Source organism: Burkholderia sp. BCC1208 (assembly GCF_902833095.1).
Lineage (GTDB): Bacteria > Pseudomonadota > Gammaproteobacteria > Burkholderiales > Burkholderiaceae > Burkholderia.
This window is the reverse complement of the sequence record NZ_CADFDY010000002.1, coordinates 463,301-489,635: the sequence shown is the minus strand read 5'-3', so window position 1 is coordinate 489,635 and position 26,335 is coordinate 463,301. Positions and strand designations below refer to the sequence as shown.

At 68.4% G+C, this 26,335-nt stretch carries 29 protein-coding genes; 11 read left to right on the top strand and 18 right to left on the bottom strand.

Features of this window, described 5'->3' with window-relative positions; all coding sequences use genetic code 11:
- Nucleotides 1-145: 145 nt before the first annotated feature.
- Together HWX09_RS07035 and HWX09_RS07030 are read left to right on the top strand one after the other, a co-directional pair.
- Complete coding sequence (locus tag HWX09_RS07035; RefSeq protein WP_027782522.1) at nucleotides 146-565, top strand: MbcA/ParS/Xre antitoxin family protein; 420 nt, start codon at nucleotides 146-148, stop codon at nucleotides 563-565.
- Nucleotides 562-1,263, top strand: a complete 702-nt coding sequence (locus HWX09_RS07030) for an RES family NAD+ phosphorylase (RefSeq protein ID WP_034185272.1) — start codon at nucleotides 562-564, stop codon at nucleotides 1,261-1,263. The genes HWX09_RS07035 and HWX09_RS07030 overlap by 4 nt, the downstream gene beginning before the upstream one ends.
- A 60-nt stretch (nucleotides 1,264-1,323) precedes the next feature.
- Here the strand turns inward: HWX09_RS07030 and HWX09_RS07025 are convergent, their stop codons facing one another.
- The gene (locus HWX09_RS07025; RefSeq protein WP_027782524.1) at nucleotides 1,324-2,055 is read right to left on the bottom strand and encodes a metallophosphoesterase; all 732 of its coding nucleotides are present in this window, start codon (nucleotides 2,053-2,055) and stop codon (nucleotides 1,324-1,326) included.
- A gap of 122 nt (nucleotides 2,056-2,177) precedes the next feature.
- Here HWX09_RS07025 and HWX09_RS07020 point away from each other — a divergent pair, with 122 nt between their 5' ends.
- A complete protein-coding gene (locus HWX09_RS07020; protein WP_027782525.1) occupies nucleotides 2,178-2,831 on the top strand; it encodes a DUF1345 domain-containing protein in 654 nt (217 codons plus the stop codon).
- A 70-nt stretch (nucleotides 2,832-2,901) separates the two neighbouring features.
- On the opposite strand, the gene HWX09_RS07015 is transcribed toward HWX09_RS07020, so the two are convergent.
- A complete protein-coding gene (locus HWX09_RS07015; RefSeq protein ID WP_027782526.1) occupies nucleotides 2,902-3,609 on the bottom strand; it encodes a class I SAM-dependent methyltransferase in 708 nt (235 codons plus the stop codon).
- Between the two features lie 319 nt (nucleotides 3,610-3,928).
- Between HWX09_RS07015 and HWX09_RS07010 the strand changes: the two genes are divergently transcribed.
- Nucleotides 3,929-5,581, top strand: a complete 1,653-nt coding sequence (locus tag HWX09_RS07010) for a DUF3459 domain-containing protein (protein WP_027782527.1) — start codon at nucleotides 3,929-3,931, stop codon at nucleotides 5,579-5,581.
- Nucleotides 5,582-5,648: 67 nt separating this feature from the next.
- Here the strand turns inward: HWX09_RS07010 and HWX09_RS07005 are convergent, their stop codons facing one another.
- The 4 genes from HWX09_RS07005 to HWX09_RS06990 form a co-directional block, all read right to left on the bottom strand.
- Nucleotides 5,649-6,233 carry a thiamine phosphate synthase gene (locus HWX09_RS07005; RefSeq protein WP_027782528.1) on the bottom strand — a complete coding sequence of 195 codons (585 nt, stop codon included), beginning with the start codon at nucleotides 6,231-6,233 and terminating at the stop codon, nucleotides 5,649-5,651.
- Nucleotides 6,234-6,255: 22 nt separating this feature from the next.
- Nucleotides 6,256-7,599: a hemolysin family protein gene (locus HWX09_RS07000; RefSeq protein ID WP_027782529.1), complete on the bottom strand. Its 1,344-nt coding sequence runs from the start codon at nucleotides 7,597-7,599 to the stop codon at nucleotides 6,256-6,258.
- A gap of 75 nt (nucleotides 7,600-7,674) precedes the next feature.
- The gene (locus tag HWX09_RS06995) at nucleotides 7,675-8,454 is read right to left on the bottom strand and encodes a HAMP domain-containing sensor histidine kinase (protein ID WP_027782530.1); all 780 of its coding nucleotides are present in this window, start codon (nucleotides 8,452-8,454) and stop codon (nucleotides 7,675-7,677) included.
- A 67-nt stretch (nucleotides 8,455-8,521) separates the two neighbouring features.
- Nucleotides 8,522-9,445 (bottom strand): DMT family transporter, encoded by a 924-nt coding sequence (locus tag HWX09_RS06990; RefSeq protein WP_027782531.1) that lies wholly within the window; start codon nucleotides 9,443-9,445, stop codon nucleotides 8,522-8,524.
- 89 nt (nucleotides 9,446-9,534) lie between these two features.
- Between HWX09_RS06990 and HWX09_RS06985 the strand changes: the two genes are divergently transcribed.
- A complete protein-coding gene (locus tag HWX09_RS06985) occupies nucleotides 9,535-10,587 on the top strand; it encodes an RNA-guided endonuclease TnpB family protein (RefSeq protein WP_027782532.1) in 1,053 nt (350 codons plus the stop codon).
- Between the two features lie 54 nt (nucleotides 10,588-10,641).
- On the opposite strand, the gene HWX09_RS06980 is transcribed toward HWX09_RS06985, so the two are convergent.
- Nucleotides 10,642-11,499, bottom strand: a complete 858-nt coding sequence (locus tag HWX09_RS06980; RefSeq protein ID WP_027782533.1) for a LysR family transcriptional regulator — start codon at nucleotides 11,497-11,499, stop codon at nucleotides 10,642-10,644.
- A gap of 113 nt (nucleotides 11,500-11,612) precedes the next feature.
- Between HWX09_RS06980 and HWX09_RS06975 the strand changes: the two genes are divergently transcribed.
- The 3 genes from HWX09_RS06975 (at nucleotide 11,613) to HWX09_RS06965 (ending at nucleotide 14,657) form a co-directional block, all read left to right on the top strand.
- Nucleotides 11,613-11,996, top strand: coding sequence for a tautomerase family protein (locus HWX09_RS06975; RefSeq protein WP_027782534.1), 384 nt, complete (start codon nucleotides 11,613-11,615; stop codon nucleotides 11,994-11,996).
- Between the two features lie 139 nt (nucleotides 11,997-12,135).
- Complete coding sequence (locus HWX09_RS06970; RefSeq protein WP_027782535.1) at nucleotides 12,136-13,767, top strand: CHAD domain-containing protein; 1,632 nt, start codon at nucleotides 12,136-12,138, stop codon at nucleotides 13,765-13,767.
- A 53-nt stretch (nucleotides 13,768-13,820) separates the two neighbouring features.
- The gene (locus HWX09_RS06965) at nucleotides 13,821-14,657 is read left to right on the top strand and encodes a TOBE domain-containing protein (RefSeq protein ID WP_027782536.1); all 837 of its coding nucleotides are present in this window, start codon (nucleotides 13,821-13,823) and stop codon (nucleotides 14,655-14,657) included.
- A gap of 163 nt (nucleotides 14,658-14,820) precedes the next feature.
- Here the strand turns inward: HWX09_RS06965 and HWX09_RS06960 are convergent, their stop codons facing one another.
- The 4 genes from HWX09_RS06960 to HWX09_RS06945 form a co-directional block, all read right to left on the bottom strand.
- Complete coding sequence (locus HWX09_RS06960) at nucleotides 14,821-15,522, bottom strand: ATP-binding cassette domain-containing protein (protein WP_027782537.1); 702 nt, start codon at nucleotides 15,520-15,522, stop codon at nucleotides 14,821-14,823.
- A gap of 64 nt (nucleotides 15,523-15,586) precedes the next feature.
- The gene (modB, locus tag HWX09_RS06955; RefSeq protein ID WP_027782538.1) at nucleotides 15,587-16,264 is read right to left on the bottom strand and encodes a molybdate ABC transporter permease subunit; all 678 of its coding nucleotides are present in this window, start codon (nucleotides 16,262-16,264) and stop codon (nucleotides 15,587-15,589) included.
- 10 nt (nucleotides 16,265-16,274) lie between these two features.
- Nucleotides 16,275-17,069, bottom strand: a complete 795-nt coding sequence (gene modA / locus HWX09_RS06950) for a molybdate ABC transporter substrate-binding protein (protein ID WP_027782539.1) — start codon at nucleotides 17,067-17,069, stop codon at nucleotides 16,275-16,277.
- Nucleotides 17,070-17,188: 119 nt separating this feature from the next.
- Nucleotides 17,189-17,887 carry a phosphatase PAP2 family protein gene (locus HWX09_RS06945; protein ID WP_027782540.1) on the bottom strand — a complete coding sequence of 233 codons (699 nt, stop codon included), beginning with the start codon at nucleotides 17,885-17,887 and terminating at the stop codon, nucleotides 17,189-17,191.
- Between the two features lie 261 nt (nucleotides 17,888-18,148).
- On the opposite strand from HWX09_RS06945, the gene HWX09_RS06940 reads away from it, so the two are divergent.
- Both HWX09_RS06940 and HWX09_RS06935 read left to right on the top strand, forming a co-directional pair.
- A complete protein-coding gene (locus HWX09_RS06940) occupies nucleotides 18,149-19,258 on the top strand; it encodes a PHB depolymerase family esterase (RefSeq protein WP_027782541.1) in 1,110 nt (369 codons plus the stop codon).
- Nucleotides 19,259-19,334: 76 nt separating this feature from the next.
- Nucleotides 19,335-19,511: a DUF3563 family protein gene (locus HWX09_RS06935; RefSeq protein ID WP_080681241.1), complete on the top strand. Its 177-nt coding sequence runs from the start codon at nucleotides 19,335-19,337 to the stop codon at nucleotides 19,509-19,511.
- Between the two features lie 112 nt (nucleotides 19,512-19,623).
- Here the strand turns inward: HWX09_RS06935 and HWX09_RS06930 are convergent, their stop codons facing one another.
- The 5 genes from HWX09_RS06930 to HWX09_RS06910 all read right to left on the bottom strand — a co-directional run bounded on the left by HWX09_RS06930 (nucleotide 19,624) and on the right by HWX09_RS06910 (nucleotide 23,135).
- On the bottom strand, nucleotides 19,624-20,043 hold the full coding sequence (locus tag HWX09_RS06930) for an organic hydroperoxide resistance protein (RefSeq protein ID WP_027782542.1): 420 nt from the start codon (nucleotides 20,041-20,043) through the stop codon (nucleotides 19,624-19,626).
- A gap of 154 nt (nucleotides 20,044-20,197) precedes the next feature.
- A complete protein-coding gene (locus tag HWX09_RS06925) occupies nucleotides 20,198-20,650 on the bottom strand; it encodes a MarR family transcriptional regulator (RefSeq protein WP_027782543.1) in 453 nt (150 codons plus the stop codon).
- A gap of 191 nt (nucleotides 20,651-20,841) precedes the next feature.
- On the bottom strand, nucleotides 20,842-21,651 hold the full coding sequence (locus HWX09_RS06920; protein WP_027782544.1) for a BPSS1780 family membrane protein: 810 nt from the start codon (nucleotides 21,649-21,651) through the stop codon (nucleotides 20,842-20,844).
- Complete coding sequence (locus HWX09_RS06915; protein WP_027782545.1) at nucleotides 21,642-22,640, bottom strand: homoserine kinase; 999 nt, start codon at nucleotides 22,638-22,640, stop codon at nucleotides 21,642-21,644. Before HWX09_RS06915 ends, HWX09_RS06920 begins: the two co-directional genes overlap by 10 nt.
- 99 nt (nucleotides 22,641-22,739) lie before the next feature.
- On the bottom strand, nucleotides 22,740-23,135 hold the full coding sequence (locus HWX09_RS06910; RefSeq protein ID WP_027782546.1) for a hypothetical protein: 396 nt from the start codon (nucleotides 23,133-23,135) through the stop codon (nucleotides 22,740-22,742).
- Nucleotides 23,136-23,264: 129 nt separating this feature from the next.
- On the opposite strand from HWX09_RS06910, the gene HWX09_RS06905 reads away from it, so the two are divergent.
- Nucleotides 23,265-24,791, top strand: a complete 1,527-nt coding sequence (locus HWX09_RS06905) for an AMP nucleosidase (protein WP_027782547.1) — start codon at nucleotides 23,265-23,267, stop codon at nucleotides 24,789-24,791.
- Between the two features lie 114 nt (nucleotides 24,792-24,905).
- Here HWX09_RS06905 and HWX09_RS06900 read toward each other — a convergent pair whose 3' ends face one another.
- Complete coding sequence (locus tag HWX09_RS06900) at nucleotides 24,906-25,196, bottom strand: hypothetical protein (protein WP_027782548.1); 291 nt, start codon at nucleotides 25,194-25,196, stop codon at nucleotides 24,906-24,908.
- Between the two features lie 380 nt (nucleotides 25,197-25,576).
- On the bottom strand, nucleotides 25,577-26,335 hold the full coding sequence (locus tag HWX09_RS06895; RefSeq protein WP_027782549.1) for a TIGR00730 family Rossman fold protein: 759 nt from the start codon (nucleotides 26,333-26,335) through the stop codon (nucleotides 25,577-25,579).

Genomic DNA, 26,335 nt, shown 5'->3' with positions numbered 1-26,335 from the left:
TTAACGCAGAAAATAAAATTTGAGTCCAGAATGGACAAAAAATATCGATTCGTAGGAGGCCCATGCGCGATCGATGGGTGCGACCCTTGCAAAAATACGAGAATGGACTAATCTTGTTAGTAAATTCGTTTCGAGACTAACGATCATGTCACAGCCTGCGTACGATTCGCATTCCGCCGTGCCGCACGCTTCGGTCGCGCAGATGTCGGCGGCCGGCCTGCGTGCGTTTTTCAACATCGCGCGCGACTGGGAGCTGACGATCGACGAGCAGATCGTGCTGCTCGGGTCGCCGGGCCGCTCGACGTTCTTCAAGTGGAAGGCCGCGCCGGAATCGGCGCGCCTGCCGCGCGATACGCTCGAGCGGCTATCGCTGCTACTCGGCATCTACAAGGGGCTGCAGATCCTGCTGCCGCAACCCGCCGCGGCCGACGCGTGGGTCAAGCGGCCGAACGACGCAGCGCCGTTCGGCGGCAAGCGCGCACTCGACCGGATGCTGGCCGGCAACGTCGGCGATCTGGTGGCCGTCCGGCAATATCTCGACGCGATGCGGGGTGGCTGGGCGTGACGACACCGATCGAAGTCAGCCGGTGGCCCACGACCACCGTCGACTGGGCGCCAGCCTATCGCGTGATTCCTACCCGTTTTCCGGCCATCAACCTGTTCGACCGCGTCGCGTCGGCGGACGACTTCGACGCGCTCTACGCGCTCGAATCGCTGACCAACGACCGCATCCGCAACGAAGTCGGCACGCTCGACCTCGTGCCGCGCGCCGAGCGCCGCTACGGGCAGGGCTGGGGGCCGATCATGGCCGCGTTCACGCATCTGAATCCGCTGGGCAGCCGCTTTTCGGACGGCAGCTACGGCGTGTTCTACTGCACGCGCGCGCGCGACACGGCGATCGCCGAAACGCGCTATCACAGCGGACTGTTCCTCGCCGCGACGAAGGAGCCGCCGATGCGCCAGCAGATGCGGCTCTATACCGTGTTCGCGCACGGCGAGGTCGCCGACGTACGCACGTGGCCGCAGCGCGATCCCGCGTTGCTGGATCCGGTCGACTACGGCGCGGGGCAGGCATTCGGCCGCGCGGTGCGCCATGCGGGCGGCGCGGGGATCGTCTACCCGTCGGTGCGCGACCCGCACGGCGAGTGTCTCGCCGCGTTCCGCACGACGCTGCTGCGCGACTGCCAGCATGCGGCCTATCTCGAATACAACTGGAACGGCTCGGCCGTCGATGCGGTGTTCGAACTGAATCAGGTCGGCTAGCGTTCGCGTGGCCGGCGTGGTGGGCCGGTGCGTTGCGCGGCGCGGGCGCCGGCCGGCGCGTCAGGGTAGCGGCCAGTCGCCCGCATGGCGTTCGCGCGCTTCGGCCTGCGTCATCGACCATGTGCGGCCGGTGCGCGGCTCGGCGAGCGTGAGCCGGCCGGCCGGCGCGAACGCACCCGTATCGATGAACCATTGCGCGCCGATCCGCTGCGGCGCACGCACCGGCGTGTGGCCGGTGCAGGTCAGCGACAGTCCGGCCTGCCGCGTCGGATCCGCCAGCCCCTGGACGAGATCGCGGCCCCACATCAGCCGCTCGCGCACGTCGTGCGGATAGTTGCCCGTATCGAGATCCGCGTCCGAGCCGAAGAATTCCGCATGCAGCACGTTGAAGCGCGCCGGGCCGTCGCCGATCACGCGCACGAGCGGCAGTGCGTCGACCCGCGCCGCATGCGCGCGCAGCCGGTCCGGCGGCAGGTCGGCGCCCCAGTCGCCGCCGATGCCGCGCCACGCGTCGGGCGGCAGCTTGCCGCGCGCGACGAGGCTCAGCACTTCCTCGTGATTGCCGCGCACGACGTGGCACCACGGCCGGTCGAGCAGATCGAGCGCGGTGTCGGAGGCCGGGCCGCGGTCGACGAGATCGCCGACCGAGAACAGCCGGTCGCGGGCCGGATCGAAGCGGACGTCGTGCAGCAGCGCGCGCAGTACGTCGACGCAGCCGTGCAGGTCGCCGACGACGAAGTCGCGGCCGGCCGTGTTCGCGGGGTGGCGGCAGAGCAGGGGGGTGGCAGTCATCCCCTTATCTTAGGCGCTCGCGCCCATCGCCACGCAACGATGGAATGGCGATAATCGGGGCGCGTTACCCGTCGGTGCGGTGCACCGGCCGAACCCTTTCCATTTGCTTTCGGAATCACGCGATGACGTTTTATCCGCAGGTATTACGCAACCGGCCGCGCATGGTCGCGGCTTTCGTCGCCGGCGTGCTATGCGCGGTGCTGCTGCCGTTTCAGCTGCGCCCCACCGCGCGGGCGCTGATCGGCTGGGATTGCGCGGTCTGGTTGTACCTGGTGCTGATGTGGGTGCGCATGGTCACCGCGCATCATCACAAGGTGCGCGAAGTCGCGATCCGCGAGGATGAAAACGCGACGACCGTGCTGACCGTCGTGTGCCTCGCGACCGTCGCGAGCGTGGCGGCGATCGCGATCGAACTCGCGACCGTGAAGAGCGTCGGCTTCAGCGCGGGACTCAGCCACTACGCGATCACGGGCGCGACGCTGTTCGGCGCGTGGTTCCTGATTCCGACGATCTTCACGCTGCACTATGCGCGGCTCTATTACGGCTCGCCGAGCAGCGATCGCGCGCTCCGTTTTCCGGACCGCAACCCGGAGCCCGACTACTGGGATTTCCTGTATTTCGCGTTCACGCTCGCGGTCGCGTCGCAGACGGCCGACGTGTCGCTCGCGAATCGCTCCGCGCGGCGCTCGGTGCTCGCGCAGTCGGTCCTGTCGTTCTACTTCAACATGGCCGTGCTCGGCTTGTCGATCAACGTCGCGGCGGGGTTGCTGAACTGACGCCGGTTACTCGGGAGGGGCGTACGGCCTCGGCGCGCGCGCCAATCGCACGGCGCGCCGCATCGACCCGTCATGCGCGCCGCACCGCGATCCACGCACCCCAGAACAGGCTCGCGAAAAAACGCAGCGGCGCATCGAAGCCCGCCTCGCGCAGCAGCGCGAACACGGCTTCCTCGGACGCGGGCGGATCGGCGCCCTGCAGGATCTTCCCGAGCTGCGCGCGCACGGCGTCGGGCGTGGCGCCTTTCATGCGCCAGCGCTGCTGCCAGGCGTCGAGCAGGCGAGGGTGGTCCGCGTAGCGGCGATGGTTGCCGGCGAGCACGAGCGGCGCGCCGGGCTTCAGGCGTCGTGCGATCGCGTGCAGCAGCGCGGCTTTCGCGTCGTCGCCCGGCACGTGATGCAGCACGCCGATCAGCGTCGCGCCGTCGAACGCGGGCGCGTCGGGCAACGCGTCGACGCCGGCTTCGACGAACGTCGTACGCGCGCCGAACCCCGCGGCTTCGACGTTCGAGCGCGCGAGCGCGAGCATCGGCGCGGATGGGTCGACGGCCGTGAATCGCCAGCCCGGTTCGAGCGCGGCCGCGACGCAGATTTCCTGTCCCGTGCCGCCCGCGCCCGCGACGAGCATCCGTGCATCGGGCACGCCGACCGCCGACGCGAGCATGCATGCGGCGAGTTCGTGGCAGGCATCGTAGCCGGCGAGCGCGATGCGCGATTGCTCGGCGTATTCGTGTGCGCGCGACGGATCGAATTTCGCGGCGCTGGCGGGAAGCGACATGGCGGAGTTCCTCGGGTCGGGGAGCGGACGACGTGTCCGCGGGGCATGACGCAGAGCGTAGGGGCACGCGGCCAGCGCAACAAGGCGAGCGGTCATTCCGGTATGCCGACTACCCGACTCGTCGGCGTGCGCCGGCCGGTTTCCACGGGGCGGTTTGCCGGGGTCGATTCGCATTTAAAAATGTCTGACCACGATGCATCGCGATGGCGAATCCAGCGCATACTCGTTTCTCTCCCCCCAGCCTGGCTTCGCATGCCGGGCCCCGATGCGCTGCGCCATCGGCGCGGCCATGCCGCTCGGTACGCACGAGGAGCGCATGATGTCAGATTGTCCGCACGATCCGTACGCGCAGCACTACATCCATTGTTTGCCGTTTGGCGCGCAGCCCTGCGGCGCGCTCTGCACGACACCGCGCACGCATTTCCGCGTGTGGGCGCCCGGCAGCGCGCACGTTCAGCTCGAACTCGATACCGGCTACGGCCCGACGCTCGTCCCGATGACGAGCGCCGGCCCGAACTGGTTCGAAGTCTTCGTCGACTGCGGCGCGGGCGCGCGTTACCGCTATCGCCTCGACGACACCGTATCGATTCCCGATCCCGCATCGCGCTCGCAACCCGAGGGGCTCAACGGCCCGAGCGAGGTCGTCGATCCGCGCGCATTCACGTGGCGCAATACGTTCTGGCACGGGCGCGCGTGGGAAGACATCGCGCTCTATGCGATCCGTCCGCACGCGGTGGGCGGCTTCGACGGCGTGCGCCGCCGCCTGCCGCAGCTCGCGCGGCTCGGCGTGACCGCGCTGGAGTTGCTCGCGTCGCCGCACGACAGCCTGCCGTTCGCGCCGCTCGCGGCCGAAGGCGGCCCCGATGCGCTGAAGGCGCTGATCGACGATGCGCACGGCTACGGTCTCGCGGTGCTGCTGGAGCTCGACTACGCGCGCTTCGGCAGCGGCACCGATGCGCTGCGTCACTACGCGGGGCCGTTCTTCCATACGCGCGACGATCCGCTGCAGGCCGCGCCGCTCGCGCTCGATCATCCGGAAGTCTGCGATTTCTTCTGCGACAACGCGCTGTACTGGATCGACGAATACCGCTGCGACGGGCTGCGCCTGCGCGAAGCCGACCGGATCGGCGTGTCGTGGCTGCGCGAGATCGCGGATCGCGTGCGCGCCGCCGTGCCGGCCGACCGGCTGATCCATCTCGTACTCGGCAGCGAGCGGCATCCGGCCCATCTCGCCGATACCCATTTCGATGCCCAGTGGAACGGCTGCGGCGAACGCGCGCTGCACCGGCTCACGGGGCGCGACACGTCGGCGCATGAAGGCATTTCCACGCACCAGTCGATTCACACGCTCGCCCGCGCGCTGACGGCGGCCGGCGCGGCGTACCAGCCGGCCGCGTCGGCGGACGGGATGGGCGTCGACGGCGGCCTGTCGCTGACGTCGCTCGTATTGTCCGACGGCGCATGGCGCGACAGCGGCCCGGGCGATCACGGGCAGGCGGCCGGTCTGGCCGGGCTTGCGCTGTCGCTGCTCACGCCGCAGATCCCGCTGATCTTCGACGAAACCGCGCGCGACATCGACCGCGCGCATTTCGTGCAGTCGGCGCTCGCGGTGCGCGCGAAGCTGATCGCGCCGCGGCTGTCCGATTGCCGGCCGCAGGACGCCCGTGCGCTGAAAGCGGACGGCGACGGCGATGCCGACGCGCTGTGCGCATCATGGCGGCTCGCCGACGACGAAACGTTGACGATCGCGTTGAACCTGTCGCCCGATGCGGTGCCGTTCGACGCGCCGCGAGGGCGGGTGGTATTCGAGACGCCGGCGCGCGCGCGCGACCGGGTCGATGACGGGGAATTGCCGCCGTATTCGCTCGTCGCGTGGCTGACGGGCGACGTCAATCGCTACGCGCTGACGCACGATGTGCGTCGCGTCGACGACGGTTCGTGGCGCGGGATGCGTCCGAACCTGAACGCCTGACGCGATGAACGCGTGAAGCACCGAAGCCGGGCGGTCCTGCCCGGCCGCGCTGCCGCAAGGCACCGAATTACCAGAACCCGCGAATGCCCGCGACGCCGTACGCGCCATGACGGCGCGCGTCGTCGAGATGCGCGCGCGTCATGCCGCCGAGCGCGAACACGGGCATCGCGGCCTGTGCGGCCAGCGTGCCGAATTGCGCCCAGCCGAGCGTCGGCGCACCGGGGTGGCTGAGCGTCGGCAGCACCGGCGACAGCGTGACGAAATCCGCGCCCGCATGCGCGGCCAGCAGCAGGTCGTCGTGCGAGTGGCACGCGGCGGACACCCGGCGCCCGGCCGGCAGCGGCCGTTGCGCGACGGCGCGCAATGCGGTGCCGTCGAGATGCCAGCCGGCGCCGTCGAGCCGCATCACGCCGGCTGCATCGATCGGGCCGTTCAGCATCAGATACGCGCCGGCTGCGTCGCAGCGCGCGAGCGCCGCGGCGGCCAGGGACGCGAACGCGGCCGCGTCGAGCGATTTCACGCGCAGTTGCACGAGCGTTTCGCCGCGCGCGAGCACGGCCGACAGCCGGTCGAGAAACGCGGCCCGATCGGCCGCCGACGCGGACGCCGGTTCCGGCGTGATCACGCAGCAGCGCGGCAGCGGCCCGTTCATCGCGCGACGCGACGCGCGGCCGTCATTCGTCGGCCTCTTTCGCGACCCTCGGATAGACGCGCACGAGCACGATGCGCGGCCCGTTCATCTTCTTCACGACGACGTCGAAGCGATCGAACACCACGCGCTGCCCTTCGGTCGGCAGGTCGCTGAGCGCCTGGATCACGAGGCCGCCGACCGATTCCGCGCGGCCTTCGTCGATGTCGATGCCGAGCGCCTGTTCGAGCGACACGACGGGCAGGCTGCCCTTGCCCATCAACGTGCCGTCGTCGAGGCGGCTCCAGTCGGCATCGCCCTGGCGGAACTCGTCGTGGATCTGGCCGACCAGCGCGCCGAGCAGGTTGTCGAGCGTCAGGAAGCCGATCGGCTTCTCGCCCTTGTTGCCGACCAGCGCGAAGTGCGGGGCGCCCTTGCGGAAGCGGCGGAACAGCTCGAGCGCCGGCGTGTCGGGCTTCACGTACTGGACCGGGCGCACGTAGTCGGACAGGTCCTCGAGCGCGGCGCCCGCGTGACGCGCGAGCAACAGGTCCTTCAGGTGGATCAGCCCGCTCACCTGTTCGCGCGACGCATCCTCGAACAGCGGATAGCGGCTGAAGCGGTGCCGCGCGACGATCTCCATGTTGTCGGGCAGCGGCAGGTCGCGCCGCAGGCCGATCATTTCATGGGCCGGCCGCATCAGGTCCGACACGGTCATCGACGAAAAATCGAGCGAGTGCGCGAGCGTGTTCCACTCGTCGTTGGTGTACGTGCCGCGCGCCGGCTGGGCCGCATTGCCGGCCGCGCTGCGGCGGCTGCGCAGGATCAGCTTCAGCTCGTCGGTCGAATAGTGCGCGTCGCCGCCGTGGTCGGCCGACAGCCCCGCGAGCCGCAGGACCGCGTTGGCGCTGGTATTGAGCACCCAGATCGCCGGATACATCGCCCAGTAGAACGCGTAGAGCGGCAGCGCGACCCACAGGCCGACCTTCTCCGGCTGACGGATCGCCATCGATTTCGGCGCGAGTTCGCCGACGACGATGTGCAGGAACGAGATCAGCGAGAACGCGAACACGAGCGAGATCAGGTGCACGACGCGTTCGGAGTGGACGCCGATCACGTCGAGCAGCGGGCCGATCAGTTGCGCGAACGCCGGTTCGCCGACCCAGCCGAGGCCGAGCGACGCGAGCGTGATGCCGAGCTGGCACGCGGAAAGATACGCGTCGAGCCGGCCATGCACGATGCTGAGGATGCGCCCGCGCAGGCCGTGCTTGCGGGCGAGGGTCTTGACGCGCGTCGCGCGGAGTTTGACGAGGCCGAATTCGGCCGCAACGAAGAACCCGTTCAGGGCCACCAGGAACAACGCGCCGATGAGCGCGAAGATCTGTAACAAAGAATCGCTCCGGTTATGACAGGCCCATCAGTATAGAGCCGGAAAGGAATTTGTAATGTGTTGGCCGCCGCGTGCTTACACCGGCGCCTCGCAGGGAATCGAGAACGTGAGGGTGGTGGCGGCGCCGTTGGCGAACATGTCGTGCGCGAACGTGCCGCCGTGCGCGAGTGCGACGCGCTGGCACAGCGCGAGCGTCCACGCGCTGCGTTTCGCGTCGCGCTCGCGCAGCATTTCGCGCCGGGCGAACGATTCGAGCGCGTGCGGCTGCGCGGGATCGACGAGCACGCCGGCGTCCACGGTGCAGGTGGCGCGCGCGGTGAACTGCGCGCCGTCGCGCGTGCATGCGAACGCGACGCGGCTGCCCGCGGCGCTGGCCTCGACGGCCGTCGTCAGCATGGTCCAGAGCGCCTGCGCGACACGTTCGCGATCGACGGTGAGCGACGGCTCGCCGTCCGGCAGCGTCGTGTCGAGCGCGACCTGCCGTGCGTCGGCGAGCGCGAACCGCACGAGCGCGATCGTCTCGTCGAGCAGCGCGCGCAGCGCGAACGGCCGCGGCGCGAGCGCGAGCATGCGCGTTTCCGCGCGCGGTGCGTCGAGCACGTCGTCGATCAGCGCGACCTGCTGGTCGATGCCCGTGCGGATGCCCGCGAGCGCGCGCTGCAGGTTCGGATCGGCATTGGCGAGCTGGCGCTCGAGCACGTAGGCCCAGCTGTGCATCGCATTCAGCGGGCTGCGCAGGTCGTGCGACGCGGTGGAGAGCGCCTGGTCGCGCAGGAACAGCGCCGCCTGGGCGGCGTAGTGCGCTGCGCGTTCGCGCAGCAGGTCGGCGGCGGGATCGACGGAAGTGGACGTCACGGAGCAGGCCTGTCGGAAGCGGTTGGCGTGGAAGTCACGCGAATCGCCATTATAGGGACGGTGGGCGTCACGCCGGCAGCGCGTCCTCGTCCTTTTTCCGTGCGTCGCCGTTCGGCAGCAACTGGCACGCGAGCAGGCCGGCCAGCATCAGCGCGCAGCCGACGAGCGCGCGCAGCGTCAGCGTTTCGCCGAGCGCGGCCCAGCCGGCGATCGCCGCGAACACGCCTTCCATGCTGAAGATCACGGCCGCGTGTGCGGGCGCCGCGTCGCGTTGCGCGACGACCTGCAGCGTATAGCCGACGCCGACCGACAGCAGCCCGCCATACAGCAGCGTCGGCAGCGCGCCGCGCAACATCGCGACGCTGACCGGTTCGACCGCCAGGCCGACCGCGAGACACGCCATGCCGCACACGACGAACTGCAGGAACGCGAGCACGAGCGGATCGTGGCGTTTCGCGAGATGGCCGACCGCCATCACGTGCCCGGCGATGATGACGGCGCCCGCGAGCTGGAACCAGTCGCCGTAGAGCACCGAGAAGTGCTCGTCGATGCTGAGGAAATACAGGCCGATCGCGGCCAGCAACGCGCCGAACCACGTGGCCGCGCCGATCCGGTGGCGCGCGAACACGCCCATCAGCGGCACGATCACGACATACAGCGAACTGATGAAGCCGGCGTTGGCGATCCGCGTGTATTGCAGGCCGAACTGCTGCAGGGAGATCGACACGGCGAGCAGCGCGCCGAGCGCGAGGCCCGGCAGCAGCAGGGCCGGTTCGCGCCGGATTGCCGCGAGCTGCGCGCGCGACGCCGTATTCACCATCAGCAGCGGCACCAGCGCGAGCGCGCCGAGCAGGAAGCGCAGCCCGGTGAACAGGAACGGCCCGATCACGTCGAGGCTCAGGCGTTGCGCGACGAAAGCGGAGCCCCAGATCGCGGCGGCGGCGAGCATCAGCAGATTGGCGCGGAGGTGCTTGCGGGCGTCGGGCTTCATCAGTTGCTCCGAGAAACCCCGTCCTTCAGGACGGGGAGGAAAGGCGTGCTGTTGACAGACAGCTTCTTCCACGGGTTAGGATCACCTGCATGATCCTTGTCTACCGCTACCGGGTGAAATCGCTCAACGGACTGCTTAACAAGCAGAGCCGCGCGGTGAACTACGTCTGGAACTTCTGCAATGACACGCAGAAGCACGCGCTCAAGTGGGGCAAGAAGTGGCCTACAGGATTCGACCTGAACGTGCTGACGACGGGGAGCAGCAAGGAACTCGACATCCACTCCGGCACGATCAACGCGACGTGCGAGCAATATGCGAAGTCGCGCAGTCAGCACCGTCGGCCCTACCTGCGCTATCGCGGCAGGAAATCGCTCGGCTGGGTGCCGCTGAAGGGACGTGACCTGAAGCGCGAGGGCGACGCGTTCCGTTTCGCCGGCAACACCTTTCGCGTGTTTAACAGCCGACCGCTTCCCGAAGGCAAGATCAAGGACGGGACCAACTTCGCGCGGGATGCGCGCGGCAACTGGTTCCTGAATATCGTGATCGAGATGCCCGATGTGCAGGCCCGCCCGATCTGCTCCGGTGTCGGCATCGATCTCGGCCTGAAAGACTTCGCCACACTTTCGACCGGCGAGAAACTGCCCAATGACCAGTTCGGTCGACGAGCGGCGGAAAAGCTGGCGAAAGCGCAGCGAGCACGAAAGCACAAGCGACATATCGCGAAGCTGCACGCCAAGGTCGCGAATGCGCGTGCCGATTTCCAACACAAGCTCGGGCTCGATCTGGTGCGGCGCTTCGATTACATCGCGGTCGGCAACGTGTCGGCCGCAAAACTCGCCAGAACCAGGATGGCGAAGAGCGTCTACGACGCATCCTGGTCGTCCTTCCGAAACAAGCTCCGCTATAAAGCGATCGCGCACGGGGCCACGTTCGAAGAAGTGGACGAAAGCGGTTCGACCCAGTCCTGTTCGGCGTGCGGATCGAAAGACAGCACGACGCGGCCGAAAGGTATCGCGGGACTGAGAATGAGAGAGTGGGCCTGCGATGGCTGTGGTGTCGTGCATGATCGTGATATCAACGCTGCGCTGAACATTCTCCGATGCGGACGTGCATCGCCAGGTGTGGGAATCCTTTCCCTTTAGGGAGAGGAGGACGTCAACGGAATTCGTCTGGAGATTGTGGCGGAGCCCGCTAGTTTACGCCGAGATTGCAAGACTGTCGGCAAACCTGCGCAGCGCGGCGGCGGCCCGGGCGTCGCGTACGCGCGAATACAGCACGACCTGCGATGGCGGCAGCGGCGGCAATCCGAATTTCGCGCCGACGTCGACCAGCGTGCGCGGGGCGACGCGCCGCGCGAGCGGGCAGACGGCAAGCCCCGCCGCGGCGGCCGCCGTGACCGCCGCGACCCCGCCGCCCGTGAAGCGCTCGCGCCATGGCAGCCCCGCGCGGTCGAGCGCGCGCAGCGCGGCGGCCCGCACGCCGCAGGGGCCGGCCAGCACCGCGAGCGGCAGCGGCTCGCCGGCGCGCGGCGCCCAGTCGGGCGCGGCGAGCCAGGCCAGCGGCTCGGTGAACAGCGGCGTGCCGTCTTCGCGCGGCGGATCTTCGCCGGGCTCGTGCCGGACGATCACCGCGTCGAGCCGCCGTTCGTCGTATTGCGGGAGCAGGCCCGTCGATGCCCCGAGATGCATTTCCAGCGACAACCCCGGATCCTGCCGGTGCAGGCTCGTGAGCACGGCCGGCAGGTCGGGCACCGCGACGTGCTCGCTGACGCCGAGCGACAGGCGGACCGTGCCGTTCGAGATCGCACCGAGCGCATGCTCGTGCGCGTCGAGCAGCGCGCGGGCGGCCGGCAGGAAATTCTCGCCGTCGGCGGCCAGCTTGACGACGCGCGGCGTGCGCGCCAGCAGCGGCTTGCCGAGATGGGTTTCCAGCCGCTTCAGCTTCAGGCTGACGGCCGATTGCGTGGTGCCGAGCGCCTCGGCGGCGCGCGTGAAGCTGGCGAGATCGGCGACCAGCACGAACGCGCGGACGGCATCGAGATCGAGGACTTTCATTTCAAATGAAAATAAATGAAATATTGATCAATGACTGTTAATTATAGATCGGCGCACCTAACCTGACGCTGTGTTTTCGTTCTTCAACGCTACTCACCGACAGGAGCAGGACCATGCCATTCACCCGTATCGCCGTACGCGAAGGCAAGCCGGCCGCCTACCGCAGGGCCCTCGTCGACGGCGTGCACCGCGCGCTCATGCAGACGTTCAACGTCCCCGAGGACGACATCTTCATGGTCGTGACCGAGCACGCGGCCGAGAACTTCGTGTTCGGCCGTCACTACTACGATATCGAGCGCAGCGACGATCTCGTGATGATCCAGATCACCGCGAACAACACGCGCACGCTCGAGCAGAAGCGGGCGCTGTATCGGACGATCGTCGAGAACCTCGCGCAGGAGCCCGGCGTACGGCAGCAAGACGTATTCATCGGTCTCGTCGAGGTGCTGAAGGAGAACTGGTCGTTCGGCAACGGCATCGCGCAATACGCCGTCTGACGTGCCGGCTTGACCTGCCGCAGGGCGACGGGGCCGGATCGACACCTGCGCGTTTTGGCGGCGTGTACTATGGAAGCTGCTTCACGAGCGACGCCGGCGCGGTCGATGCGCCGGCGATCCTTCATGTGCAGGAGCCTCCATGTCGCGTGTGCTGGAAATCGTGTTGTCGCTGTCGCTGGAAGGGTGGCCGGTCAAGGGCGCAAGCCGCGCCCGAGGCGCGCAGCGCGACTTCGGCGCCGAACTCGTGCGTGCGTGGCGGATCTGCCCGCAGGTCCGGATGCGGCGCGGCCACGAGCGCGTGACGATCGAGCCGTGCCAGATCGAGGAGGCCGAGCGGAGCCCCGGCGCGAACTGGTGGACCTGGGTCGAATCGAACGCGCATGGCACGCGGGTCGTCGCATCGCGCACCGGGACGTTCGCCCCCGGTGTCACACAGCGCGAGCTGTTCGACGCGGAGCACGCGGGTATCGTCGTCGCGACGCCGCGGCCGGTGCTCGCGACGGCCGACGCAGCCGATGCCGACGCGCCGGCTGCCGAAGTGAACGGCGTCGCGCCGAACGCCGCCGCGCACGCCGCCGACGCGCAGCCTGAAGCGTCGGCGCTGCGCCTCGTCAGCGAACGGCGGCGCGGGCGCTGGGCCGACGACAGCGGCGTCGTGGTCGAAATGACGCTCGACGACATCACGCTGCACGGCGGCGGCGAGCCGCCGCGCCGCTACGTCGAGCTGCGCCTGGCCGCGCCCGACTGGGAGACCGTGGCCGCGCGCACGGCCGCGTTGCACGCGTTGTTTGCCGCGGCGCGCGAACTGAGCGGCGCGTGGCCCGCCTTCGTGCAACTGACGAGCGTGATCGACCGCGCCTGTGCGGGCGGGCCGGTGGCTGCCGCGCTAGTCAAGGCGCAGTCCGTCGACCTGACCGGCATCCGTACCCAGCGCGCCGCGCTGTTCGCACTGGCCGGCGACATCACCGCGCAGTGGCTCGGCAACGAATGCGGCGTGCTCGATCGCGACGATCCCGAATTCGTGCACCAGATGCGCGTCGCGCTGCGCCGCCTGCGTACGCTGATGCGCTTCTTCCCGCGCTTCACCGACCGTCAATGGAAGGACACGCTCGGCGTCGACCTGCGCTGGCTCGCCGCGCTGCTCGGCACGGTGCGCGACTGGGACGTGTTCGCGACCGAGAGTCTGCCCGCGCTGATCGAGGCCGACGGCGGCGGCGGCGACTGGGACGGCACGCTCGACGCCGCCCGCGCGCAGTCGACGGCCGCGCGCGTCGAGCTGCGGCAGGCGCTGCATTCGGCTCGCTATGCGCGGCTCACGCTCGGCTGGCTCGAATGGCTGAGCGCGCTCGCGCTGCCGGCGGCCGACGGCGACGCCGCGCCGTCGCTGCGGCGTCACGCGACCAAGCGTGTGCGGCGGCTGTTCGGCCATCTCTACGGATCGCCATCGCTCACGTCGCTCGACACCGCGGCACGCCATCAGGTGCGGATCGATGCGAAGCGGCTGCGCTACGCCCTCGAATCCTTCGCGTCGCTGGCGTCGCGTCGCACGCGCAACGAGACGATCAAGACGCTGGCGCGCGTGCAGGGCGTGCTCGGCGAGGCGAACGACGCGATGGTCGCGCTGCATCATCTCGAGCAACTGGCGGCGCCGCCGTACCAGCTCGGTTTCGTGCGCGGCTACGGCGCCGCGCTCGAACAGCGGGCGGCGCGCGACGCCGAGACGCTACTGGCCAGCCTGCGGGCGCCGAAGCTCGGCGGCAAGCCGGGCTGAGCGCCGCGCGCCGCCCCTATAATGGCCGCCCGTTTCCCGCACGCATGCCGATGATGACCGACGCACCGCATTCTTCCTCGTCCGCCGGACCGCTCGAACTGGGCGGCGAGCTGTGGCTGCGCGCCGGCGAACAGACGCTCGGCGGCGCGACGCGCATCGCACTGCTCGCGGCGATCGGCGACACCGGTTCGATCACGCGCGCGGCGAAGGCCGTCGGCCTCAGCTACAAGGCCGCGTGGGACGCGGTCGACACGATGAACAATCTCGCCGGCGAACCGCTCGTCGCGCGTTCGACCGGCGGCAAGGGCGGCGGCGGCACGACGCTGACGCCGCGCGCGACGTCGCTGATCGCCGCATTCCGCACGATCGAGCGCGAGCATCGCCGCTTCATCGAGGCCGCGAGCGCGGCCGTTGCCGGCTTCGACGTCGATTGGGCGCTGATCGGCCGGATCGGGATGAAGACGAGCGCGCGCAACCAGTTGTTCGGCAAGGTCGCGGCGATCGTGCGCGGCACCGTCAACGACGAGGTGACGCTTGCGCTGCCTGGCGGGCAATTCGTCGTCGCCGTGCTGACGCACGAAAGCGCCGAGGTGCTCGGGCTGCGGGAAGGCGCGAGCGCGTGCGCGCTGGTGAAGGCGTCGTGGGTCGTGCTCGCGGTCGACGATGGCGGGCCCGCCCTGAAGGTGTCGGCGCGGAACCAGCTGTGCGGCAGCGTCGAAGCCGTCGCGGCGGGTGCGCTGAACAGCGAGGTGACGCTGGCGCTCGACGGCGGCGGGACATTGACGGCCGTCGTGACCAACGACAGCGTCGACGCGTTGCAGCTCGATGCGGGCCGGCGCGCGATCGCGCTGTTCAAGGCGTCGAGCGTGATTCTGGCGGTGACGGGCTGACCCGGCGGGCAGCGCGGCTCGCCGCGGGGCGGGGCGAAGCCGGTGCCGCACCCGTCTGCATCGCACCGGCTTCGTTTCCGCTTTCAGCATGTGCCGCAACGCGGCGTCTCTCAGGCTTCAACGTGGCGGCCAGCGCCACGGTCACGACCACGGCGTCGCGCGTTCAGGTGACGCGCGTCGGCCACTCGGCGTGCGGCGCGCTCGCCCGCACGCGTCCTTCGCTCAACTGCACGACCTGATCGCCGAAGGCGGCGACGTCGTCGGGATCGTGCGAGATCAGCACCATCGGGATGTCGAGCCGCGCCTGCAATTCGGCGAGCTCATGGCGCATGCGCTGGCGCATCGCGCCGTCGAGCGCCGCGAACGGTTCGTCGAGCAGCAGGATGCGCGGCTGCGCGACCAGCGCGCGCGCCAGCGCCACGCGCTGCTTCTGCCCGCCCGACAACTGCGACGGATATTGCCCCGCGAGCGATTCGAGGTCGAACGCGCGCAGCCAGTACGCGACCTCCGGCGGCGCCGTCTTCGCGCGCGGGTTGCGCAGCCCGGACGTGAGCCCGAACGCGATGTTCTGCCGCACGTTCAGATGCGGAAACAGCGCGTAGTCCTGGAACAGGTACGCGACACGGCGTTCGCGGGTCGGCACGTCGATGCGGCGCGCGGCGTCGAACAGCGGCTCGCCGTTCAGCGCGATCGTGCCTTCGTCGGGCGTCAGCAGTCCGGCGATCGCCTGCAGCGTCATGCTCTTGCCCGCACCCGACGGTCCGAACAGCACGACGCGCTGCGTCGTCGCCGTGAACGACATGTCGAGCGTGAAGCGGCGCTCGGCGTTTGCATAGGTCTTGCGGATATCGACGACGAGGCTCATTCGACCCTCCGCCGAAGCAGGCCGGCCGCCTGGCGACGCCGGCGATACGGACGGGACGGGCGCTTCATGTCAGCTGGCTCCGCCGGGCGCGCGACGGCACGAGCCAGCCGGTCGCGAGCAGCACGAGCACGCAGGTGATCGACGTCACCAGCACGAGGAAGTTGGCCGTGCCGTCGTCGCCGGCCTGCACGGCCGCGTAGATCGCGACCGACAGCGTCTGCGTGCGGCCGGGCAGGTTGCCGGCGATCATGAGCGTCGCGCCGAATTCGCCGAGCGCGCGCGCGAACGCGAGCAGCGCCCCCGCGAGGATCCCGCGCGCGGCGAGCGGCAGCGTCACGCGGAAAAACACCGCGACTTCGCCGAGCCCGAGCGTGCGCGCGGCGCGCTCCAGATGCGGATCGACGCCCTCGAACGCCGCGCGCGCCGATTTCAGGATTAGCGGAAACGCGACGACCATCGACGCGATCACCGCACCCTGCCACGTGAACACGAGCTCGATGCCGAGCTTGTCGAGCCATGCGCCGAATACGCCGCGCCGGCCGAGCAGCACGAGCAGGTAATAGCCGAGCACCGTCGGCGGCAGCACGAGCGGCAGCGTCAGCACGGAATCGACGACGTCGCGCAGCGGCGAGCGCCACCGCGCGAGCACGAACGCGGCCGCGACGCCGAGCACGATGTCGAGCGCGGTCGCCCAGCCGGCAACCTTCAGCGACAGCAGCAGCGGGACCCAGGCGTCTTGCATCGCGATACGCTCACTTGGTGGGCTTGAAGCCGAACGTCGACAGCACGGCCTGGCCCTGCGGCGACGCGACGAAATCGATGAACGACTGCGCCTGCGCGGCGTGGCGGCTGTCCTTGACCACGGCGATCGGGTAGGTGATGGCCGTCTGGGTCGGCACCGTCAGCGCGACTTTCACGCGGCCCGGCATGATCGCGGCGTCGGTGCCGAACACGAAGCCCGCGTCGACCTCGCCGCGCGCGACGTAGTCGAGGCTCTGGCGCACGTTGGCGGCCAGCACGCCCTTCGCGCTGACGGCGTCCCACACGCCGGCCGCGCGCAGCGCGCCCTCGGTGTAGCGGCCGACCGGCACCGAGGCAGGGTCGCCGTACGCGATGCGCTTCACGCCGGGCGCGGTCAGGTCGTTCAGCGACGTCGGCGCGGCCGCGTGGCTGTCCGCCGGCACGATCAGCACGAGCGAGTTCGCGGCGAAATCGCGGCGCGTGCCGGGCACGATCACCTTCTCGCTCACCGCGCGATCCATCGCCTTCTGATCGGCCGACGCGAACACGTCGGCCGGCGCGCCCTTGGCGATCTGCTGCATCAGCACGTCCGATGCGCCGAAGTTGAACAGCACCTTGGTGTCGGGATGCTGCTTCTCGTACGCGTCGCCGACCGCCTTGAACGCATTCGTCAGGCTGGCGGCCGCCGACACGACCAGTTCGTCGGCGGCGGAAGCAGGCGCGCTGAACGCGACCCCGGCGGCAAGCGTGACGATCGGCAGCAGGCGAAGCAGGGCGCGGCGAAGCGGACGGACGGATGAGCGCATGGCGAATTCGTTTTGAATGGGTGGAAACCGTAATCGTAATATAGGGCGGGTTATAACGCTCGACATACTGCGCATGCGACGGTGCGCATGAAATGGTCAGACGTAAAAAGGGGTAGCCGTCACGCGTGAAGCGTATGCGGTGCCGATTCGGTGCGCTGCAGCGACGACGGTTGCGATGCGGGGTGGTAGTTCGGGTTGGCCTTCCAGCGCGCGCGGACGAACGGGCGCTCGTGGCCCGACAGTTGCAGCGCGACCTGGGTGACCCAACGGTGCGACGGCACCGTGAGGCCGTGCAGCGCCACGGTGACGAGCGCGAGGCTCGCGACGACCGCCGGTACCGACCAGCGGTGCGGCGTCGCGCGCCACGAGCCGGCGATGAACGCGAGCGCGGCGAGCGCGCCGACGATGCAGCCGGTGACCGATTCGGACGGCGAATGCGCGTCGAGCGCGACCCGCGACACGCCGACCGCGACGCCGGCCGCGAGCCCGAGCGCGATGCCGGCGATCCGCACCGGCGTGCGCGTGCGGATCAGCGCGAGGAAAATCGCGACCGGATACACCGACGTCGACAGCATCGCATGCCCGCTGAACCCGGTGAAATCCCACGCACGGATGCCGATGCCCCAGCCGAGGAACGCGATCTTCGTGAGCGCCACCACGCCGATCGCGGCCGCGAGCACGCCGAGCCACGCGGCCGCGCGCTGCCACGAGTAGCCGAGCGCGAGCCAGACGGCGATCGTGATCGCGAGCGGCAAGGTCAGGCCGGCGCCGCCGAACGCGGTGATCATGATCCACAGGTGAACGGGCAAGTCGAACATCGGGAAGGGGCGAACGAAGGCGGGGAGAATGCTTAAATCAACGCGCGAGCCGGGAAGAACGACTACAACGGATACAAGCGACCAAGCCCTCAGTATAGCGCCGCGTCCGCATGAGGCCCGTTTTTGCATCGCCGCCGGGAACGATCGGCGTGCAGGAAAAATCCTGGAAACAATGTTATGGTGCATTGCACAAAGTCGAACGATGCATCCGTTACGGCGCTCTGATGGCGCCCCTATTTTTCCTGACTGCGAGCCCGATCGATGACCAAAAGTCTGACCAAGGTGTGGCTGGGCGGCGTGAAACGCATGCTGTCTCCGGCCGCCAAGCGAGCGGCGCGCGATGCGCAGCGCATCACCCGCGACGCACTCGAGGCTGCGGCCTCGCCAGCCGTGTCCGATCCGTCCCCGCCACGCGAATCGCGCGTACGGCCGCGCGCGGCCGCATGGGCGGCGGGCGAGTGGACGCGCGGCGAACATCCGATGGCGCCCGCGCTCGGCCGCCTCGTCCAGAATCTCGCGTATGGGCTTTACGTGCCGCCCGGCCGCCGGCGTGGCGCGATGCCGCTCGTCGTGATGCTGCACGGCTGTCAGCAGTCCGTCGATGAATTCGCGCAGGGCACGCGGATGAACCTCCTGGCCGACAAGCACGGCTTCGCGGTGCTGTATCCCGAGCAGTCGCTGCGCGCGCACGCGCATGGTTGCTGGCACTGGTACGAGGACACCGATCGTGCGGGGCGGGGCGAGGCGGACGCCGTGGCGTCACTGGTCGGCGCGCTGGTCGATGAGCACGGCTTCGACGCATCGCGCGTCTACGTCGCGGGGCTGTCGGCCGGCGCGGGCCTCGCATCGCTTCTTGCGCTGCACCATCCGGAGCGCTTCGCGGCGGTCGCGTTGCACTCCGGCCCCGCGCTCGGCGAGGCGAATTCCGGCATCGCCGCGATGGACGTGATGCGGCGCGGCCTGCGGGAGAACCCGGCCGCGGCGGTCGATGCGCTGGTCGAGGCCGGCGCGTATCCGGGCATGCCCGCGCTGATCGTCCAGGGCGACGGCGATCGGGTCGTCGCGCCGAAGAATGCCGACCAACTGACCGTGCAGTTCATGCGCCTGAACGGCCTCGCCGACAGCCGGGGCGCGTTGCGCGGCGGCGAGCGGGTCGAGACGCGCGAAACCGGCGCCCAGATTACCGACGTGTGCCGCGACGGCGAGCCGGTAGTGCGGCTTTGCCACGTGAAAGGGCTCGATCACGCGTGGGCCGGCGGCGACGAAGCCGTGCCGTTTCACGCGGCAGTCGGCCCCGACGCAAGTGCGATGATCTGGGCCTTTTTTGCCGCCAATCAGCGCACTGTGGCGGCCGAACGACGCATCGTTTGATTGACGCTGGCCAAAGACTAGGGTTTTCCCTATAATTCGGGAAAACCCTAGTCATAGAACCTTTGCGAGATCGAACATGTACCTGCTGAGCCACCTCTTCCTGATGCTGACCAAGAATGCTGAAAAGGCCGCGAAAGAGCGCGCCGACGCGTACCTGGCCGAAGCCACCGATATTTACGACCTCGAATTCCGCATGCGCAAGATCGATCGCGACGCGGCACTGAACCGCCCGTATTCGATCGGCGCGCGCTAAGCGGCGCACGCGGGCCTGCCGGCCCGCCATTTCGACGATTCGCGCAAAAAAGGGCGCGTGCGGCACCATGCCGCACGCGCCTTTTTTTGCATTTTGCCGAATCTGCGTCGCGTCAGACGACCGTCAGGCGCACCGGTACGTTGTTGCGCGTGGCGTTCGAATACGGGCACACGTGGTGCGCCTTGTCGACCAGCGCCTGCGCGTCGGCCTTGTCGAACCCCGGCAGCGACACGCGCAGCTCGATGTCGAGCCCGAAGCCGCCGGCATCGTTCGGGCCGATGCCCACTTCCGCCGTGACTTGCGTATCGGTCGGCAGCGCCTGCTTGTTCTGGCCCGCGACGAATTTCATCGCACTCAGGAAACAGGCCGAGTAACCTGCGGCAAACAGTTGCTCCGGATTCGTGCCTTCCGCACCCGTGCCGCCGAGTTCGCGCGGCGCGGCCAGCTTCACTTCCAGCTTGTGGTCGGCGGATACCGCGCGGCCGTCGCGGCCGCCCGTGCTCGTGGCGCTGGTCTTGTACAGAATGTTCATCGTGCAGCTCCTGTCGGGAAGAGGGGAAAAAGCGGGCCGGTGAGACGGGGTGTCGCCGGCCACGAGGAAAATATAGAACACAAATCATTAGTGTGCAAATGAAATTTGCGAGAAAAACCCGGCGGCGCCGGGGGAGTCGGTCGGCGCTCGAGTGTCAGCGGTCGTTGGCCACCGACAGCGCGTCGCGCAACTGCTGCAGATCGGCGCGCAGCCTGATCAGGAATTCGGGCGTTTGCTGCATCGCGCAAAAGAGGTCGGCGGGCACCGAGCGCGCGCGATCCTTCAGCGCACGGCCTTCCGGCGTCACGCGCACGTTGACGACGCGCTCGTCAGTCGCGCTGCGCACGCGCTCCACGTAACCGAGCGCTTCCAGCCGCTTGAGCAGCGGCGTGACCGTGGCCGGATCGAGATCGAGCCGCGCGGCGACGTCCTTCACGGCCATGTCGTCGCGTTCCCACAGCACGAGCATTGCGAGATATTGGGGGTAGGTCAGCGACAGCTTGTCGAGCAGCGGCTTGTACGCCTTCGTCATCGCGTGCGAAGTCGAGTAAAGCGCGAAGCACAGTTGCTCGTCGAGCGTCTGGGGCAGCGGAGGCAGGCGATCCATGATTCAGGGAAGCGCGGTGGTTGCGCGAACGATTTGTACGCAAATTATTTTGCGCGCAAAAGATCGCGTTGAACAGGGGCGACCCGAGGCGGTCGATACCGAAAAAGGGGGAAGACCAAACGCGCGCCGGGCGACGACCCGACGCGAGAAACGGCATGACGGCCGGCGACACGCGGCGGCCGGAAGAAGAGTCAGCGGCCCGACATCGTCGTGGTCGCGCCCGGTTCCTGTACGCCGAAGCAGCCGCGATAGGTCGCGTAGAACGAGCAGTACAGCATCGTGACGATGATGATCGTCACCGGCATCATGATCGTCAGCGCATACGCACCGGCGCCGAGCGCCTGCAGCAGCAGCGACAGCGCGAGCGACGTGCCGAGCGCGACGCTGAACCACAGCACGCCGTACACGATGAACGCGCCGCGATTGCGCCAGCAACTGACCACGCTGAAGAACAGCGCCTTCGCGGGCGGGACGTCATGCCACGCGACCAGCACCGGCGCGAACCAGAACAGCATCGCGACCGGCAGATAGAGCAGCGTCGCGAAGAACAGCGCGCCGAGCGTGCCTTGGGCAGCCAGCGTCTCGGGCGTCGTGTTCGCCTCGTCGGCCGCGCCCATCATCACGTGGAACAGCGCGCCGCCGTCCACGAACGACGAAGCGGCGAACACCAGCACCATCGACGCGACGTAGATCACGCCGAGCGCGAGCAGCCGCTGGGTCGCGACGGCGCCGTACGAGCGAAAGCCGTCGACGAGGATCGTCGGCATCACCGTCTTGCCGGCCACCGTGTCGCGGCACGCGGCCATGAAACCGACCGCGATGCCGGGAATGAACACCAGCGGCAGCGCCGCGCCGATCACGGGCACCAGCGACACCAGCGTAATGGCGAGCAGGTACGTGAAGAACAGCGTGATGAACGCGAGCGGATTCCGGCGGAACAGCCAGATGCCTTGACGGAACCAGACATAGCCCGTTTTGGCGGGCACTTCGATCAGTTGCATGCGGTTTGGATCTCGGGAAGCGCGGGCGTATGCGCGATACGCTCCCGCAGAATGCGTTCGAAATGACCGGGGTCGTGCGGCTTGAGCATCTCGGCCGCGCGCGGCAGGTAGAAGTCGTACAGGCGCGACACCCAGAAGCGGTACGCACCGGCGCGCAGCATGTCGCTCCAGTGCCGGCGTTCCTCGGCCGTGAACGGCCGGACCGTCTGGTATGCGCGCAGCAGCGCGTCGGCGCGCGCGACGTCGAGCACGCCGGTCGCGAGATCGACGCACCAGTCGTTGACGGTCACCGCCACGTCGAACAGCCACTTGTCGCAGCCCGCGAAGTAGAAGTCGAAGAAGCCGCCGAGGCGTACGTCGTGGCCGGTGCCGGGCGCCGCGTGGGCGAACAGCACGTTGTCGCGGAACAGGTCGCAATGGCACGGCCCGGCCGGCAGCGCCGCATAGTCGTCCGACGCGAAGAAGCCGGCCTGGTGCGCGAGCTCGCCTTCGAGCAGCGTACGTTGCGCGTCCGTGACGAACGGCACGATGGCCGGCACGTTCTCCTGCCACCACGGCAGGCTGCGCAGATTCGGCTGGCTGCGCGGATAGTCGCGCCCCGCGAGGTGCAGGCGCGCGAGCATCTGTCCGACCTCGATGCAGTGTTCGATCCGGGGCGCGAGTTCGGCTGCGCCGTCGAGCTTCGTGACGATCGCGGCCGGCTTGCCGTGCAGATCGCCGAACAACGCGCCGTCGTCGCGCGGGACCGGGTCCGGCACCGGCACGCCGTGGGCGGCCAGATGGCGCATCAGGTCGAGGTAGAACGGCAGCTGCTGCGCCGTGAGCTTTTCGAAGATCGTGAGGACGTATTCGCCGCGCGTCGTCGTCAGGAAGAAATTGCTGTTTTCGATACCGGACGGAATGCCGCGGAACGCAAGCACGTCGCCCAGTTCATAGTGGCGCATCCATTGCGCGAGATCGGAGTCGGAAACAGCGGTGAAAACGGCCATGCGGGATGCGTGAGGTCAGGGTGTCGGCACGCGGGCGGCGTGCATCGCGACAGCAGGTGAAGGGGCGGCGCGGCGCGATCGGCGCGCGGCGCCACGGGATCAGTAGCGCAGGTTCAGCGACGGCAGGCGCGTGATCGGGACGCCCGCGTCGTGCGGCTTCGGCGACGTGTCGGGCGTCGAGCTCATCTGGTAGCGCGTGCCGAAGTTCGACTTCACGTCGATCTCGACCGGCTTGCCGCGGTCGCGGTACTCGGTGACTTCGGTGCCGTTCTTGCTTTTTTCGTGGAAGCTCGGCGTGCGGCGGATGTCGGCGAAGTCCACTTTCGACGTGACTTCGGCGCCCGGCCGGTTGATCTTGCGGAGATCGGGCAGGCCGGCGGCTTCGTTGGCCTCGGCCCGGGCCTGCGCGTCGGCGTCAGGCGTGCCGCCGGCGGCGTGAGCGACGCTGGCGGCGGCAAACGCGACGGCAGCGGCGACGAAAATGAGCGGCTTCATGATGAGTCTCCAGTGAACCTACCGATTTTAGCAAATACTGCGCGCCGTCCGGCCCCCGCGTGCGCAGGGGCAGCCATAAAGGCGACCGGGTTCCGTGGTAATGTCGTCGGATCTGACGAGGTGATGAAAATGAAGAACGATTTGAGCCGCCGGCACCATGTGCTGACGCCCGAAAGCCCGTCGGTCGAGGCTTTCGACGATCCGATCGCCGCCGTCGCGCGGCTGTCCGCCATTTACGACACGAATACGGGCTTCCTGCGCGATGCGTTTGCGCGCTATCGCCGCCACGAAGCGATCACCGAGCACGTTCGCGCGTGCTACCCGTTCGTGCGGATCCGCACCGACGTCAACACGCACGTCGATTCGCGCCGCTCATACGGCTTCGTCGCGGGCCCCGGCGTATTCGAGACGACGGTCACGCGCCCCGATCTCTTCGCGAACTACTACCGCGAGCAACTGCGCCTGCTGTCGAAGAACCACCATGTGAAGATCGAGATCGGCGTGTCGTCGCAGCCGATTCCGATCCATTTCGCGTTTCCGGAAGGCATTCATCTCGAGGGCGAACTCGATCGCGACCGCCTGCTCGCGATGCGCGACATCTTCGACACGCCCGACCTGTCGTATCTCGACGACCGCATCGTCAACGGCACGTTCGAGCCGGCGCCGGGCGAGCCGCATCCGCTCGCGCTGTTCACGGCCGCACGCGTCGACTTCTCGCTGCACCGGCTGCGCCACTACACGGCGACGTCGCCCACGCACTTCCAGAACTACGTGCTCTACACGAACTACCAGTTCTACATCGACGAGTTCGTGAAGCTCGGCCGCGCGATGATGACGGAGAGCGACGATCCCGAGGTGCGCGCGTACCGCAGCGAGTACAGCGCGTTCGTCGAGCCGGGCGACGTCGTCACGTACAACGCGAACCTCGGCGGCGAACCGGCCGAGGGCACCGCGCCGCCGCGCCTGCCGCAGATGCCCGCGTATCACCTGAAGCGCGCGGACGGCAGCGGGATCACGATGGTCAACATCGGCGTCGGCCCGTCGAACGCGAAGACGATCACCGATCACATCGCGGTGCTGCGTCCGCACGCGTGGGTGATGCTCGGTCACTGCGCGGGGCTGCGCAACACGCAGCGTCTCGGCGACTACGTGCTCGCGCACGGTTACGTACGGGAGGATCACGTGCTCGACGCCGACCTGCCGCTGTGGGTGCCGATCCCTGCGCTGGCCGAAGTGCAGCTCGCGCTCGAGCGCGGCGTGGCCGAGGTCACGCGGCTGGAGGGCGCGGAACTGAAGCGCGTGATGCGCACCGGCACCGTCGCGAGCGTCGACAACCGCAACTGGGAGCTGCGCGACCATCGCGAGCCCGTGCAGCGGCTGTCGCAGAGCCGCGCGATTGCGCTCGACATGGAAAGCGCGACGATCGCCGCGAACGGCTTCCGCTTCCGGGTGCCGTACGGCACGTTGCTCTGCGTCTCGGACAAGCCGCTGCACGGCGAGCTGAAGCTGCCGGGCATGGCCGACACGTTCTATCGCGGGCAAGTCGATCAGCATCTGCAGATCGGCGTGAAAGCGATGGAGGTCCTGCGCACGAACGGGCTCGACAAGCTGCATAGCCGCAAGCTGAGAAGCTTCGCGGAAGTGGCGTTCCAGTAAAGACACGCCGCAACGGCGTCCATCACGACAAAGGCCGCACGCGAACTCGCGTTCGCGTGCGGCCTCGTTCTTTTCGTGTCGGCGCGAAGGCCGGATGGCCCCGTGCTTGGGCGCTCAGCACTCGCCCTTTTTCGCGTGCCCCGGCGGGCAGTGATAGCCGCCATGGCCGCGATAACGTTGATGATCTTCCCACTCGCGGCGTTCCCAGTAGCGGCGGCCGTCCCAGTAGCGGTCGCCGTGCCAGCCGACGATGACCGCCGGCGCCGGAGCGACCACGACGGGCGCGGGCGCGACGACGACCGGCGCGGGCGTGCCGATGTTGACGTCGACGTTGACGGCATGAGCGAGGCCGGACAGCGAAAGGCCGAGGCCGGCGAAAGCGAGGGCGATCAGCGAGCGTTGCATGTTCTTTTCCGTGGTGTCGTGATGAAGGAGCCGACGCGACGCGATGGAAGCGAGGGGGACCGTTCCACCGGGGGAACGCCGCGCCGACACGATGCAGTGTGCTGCCGTGCGATGGAAAACGCGAGTCGTGATTATTACGGAGGATTGGCGGCGCGCAGACGCGCGACGGGCCATCCATTTGACAGTGGCGGCCGCCGGTATGGCTGATTCCGCCACATCGCGCAGCGCCGACCGCGGGGATTTGACATTCGACCGCGCGCGGCGGCGAACGGGCATTAACGGCGCGTTACAAACTCCCGCCCGGCGGCCCGCCGGATCGCGAGGTCCGTTGCGTGAAAAGCACGACGCCGGCCGTTGGGCCGGCTGTCGTCACTGACCGGTTACAGATAGAACATCCGGTCTTCTTCCGGGCGCGGCGGATGATCTTCCTCGTCCGAGCCTTCTTCCTCGCCGCTGTCCTCGTAGAACGCGAGCACCGCGTCGAGCACCTGGTCGGGATCGTCGATCACCTGCATCAGATCCATGTCTTCCGGATTGATCAGGCCCATCGGAATCAGCTGATCGCGGAACCATTGCAGCAGCCCCTGCCAGAAGTCGCTGCCGACGAGGATGATCGGCACGAGGCGCGACTTCTTCGTCTGGATCAGCGTGAGCACTTCGGACAGCTCGTCGAGCGTGCCGAAGCCGCCCGGCATCACGATCACCGCATCCGAGTTCTTCACGAACGTGACCTTGCGCGTGAAGAAGTGGCGGAAGCGCAGCGAGATGTCCTGATAGTGGTTGCCGGCCTGCTCGTGCGGCAGCTCGATATTCAGGCCGACCGACGGCGCCTTGCCGGCGTGCGCACCCTTGTTCGCGGCTTCCATGATGCCGGGGCCGCCGCCGGAGATCACGGCGAAGCCGGCATCCGACAGCTTGCGCGCGATCTGCGCGGCGAGCTTGTAGTGCGGCGTGTCGGGTTTGAGGCGGGCAGAACCGTAGATGCTGACGGCCGGGCGGATCTCCGACAGGTACTCGGTCGCCTCGATAAACTCTGCCATAATCGTGAACATCTGCCACGATGCGCGCGCCTTCTTGGCCGTCGCGCGTTCTTGATCTGCGAGCGAACGCAGACTCGGAATCACTTTTCTCTTGTTCAT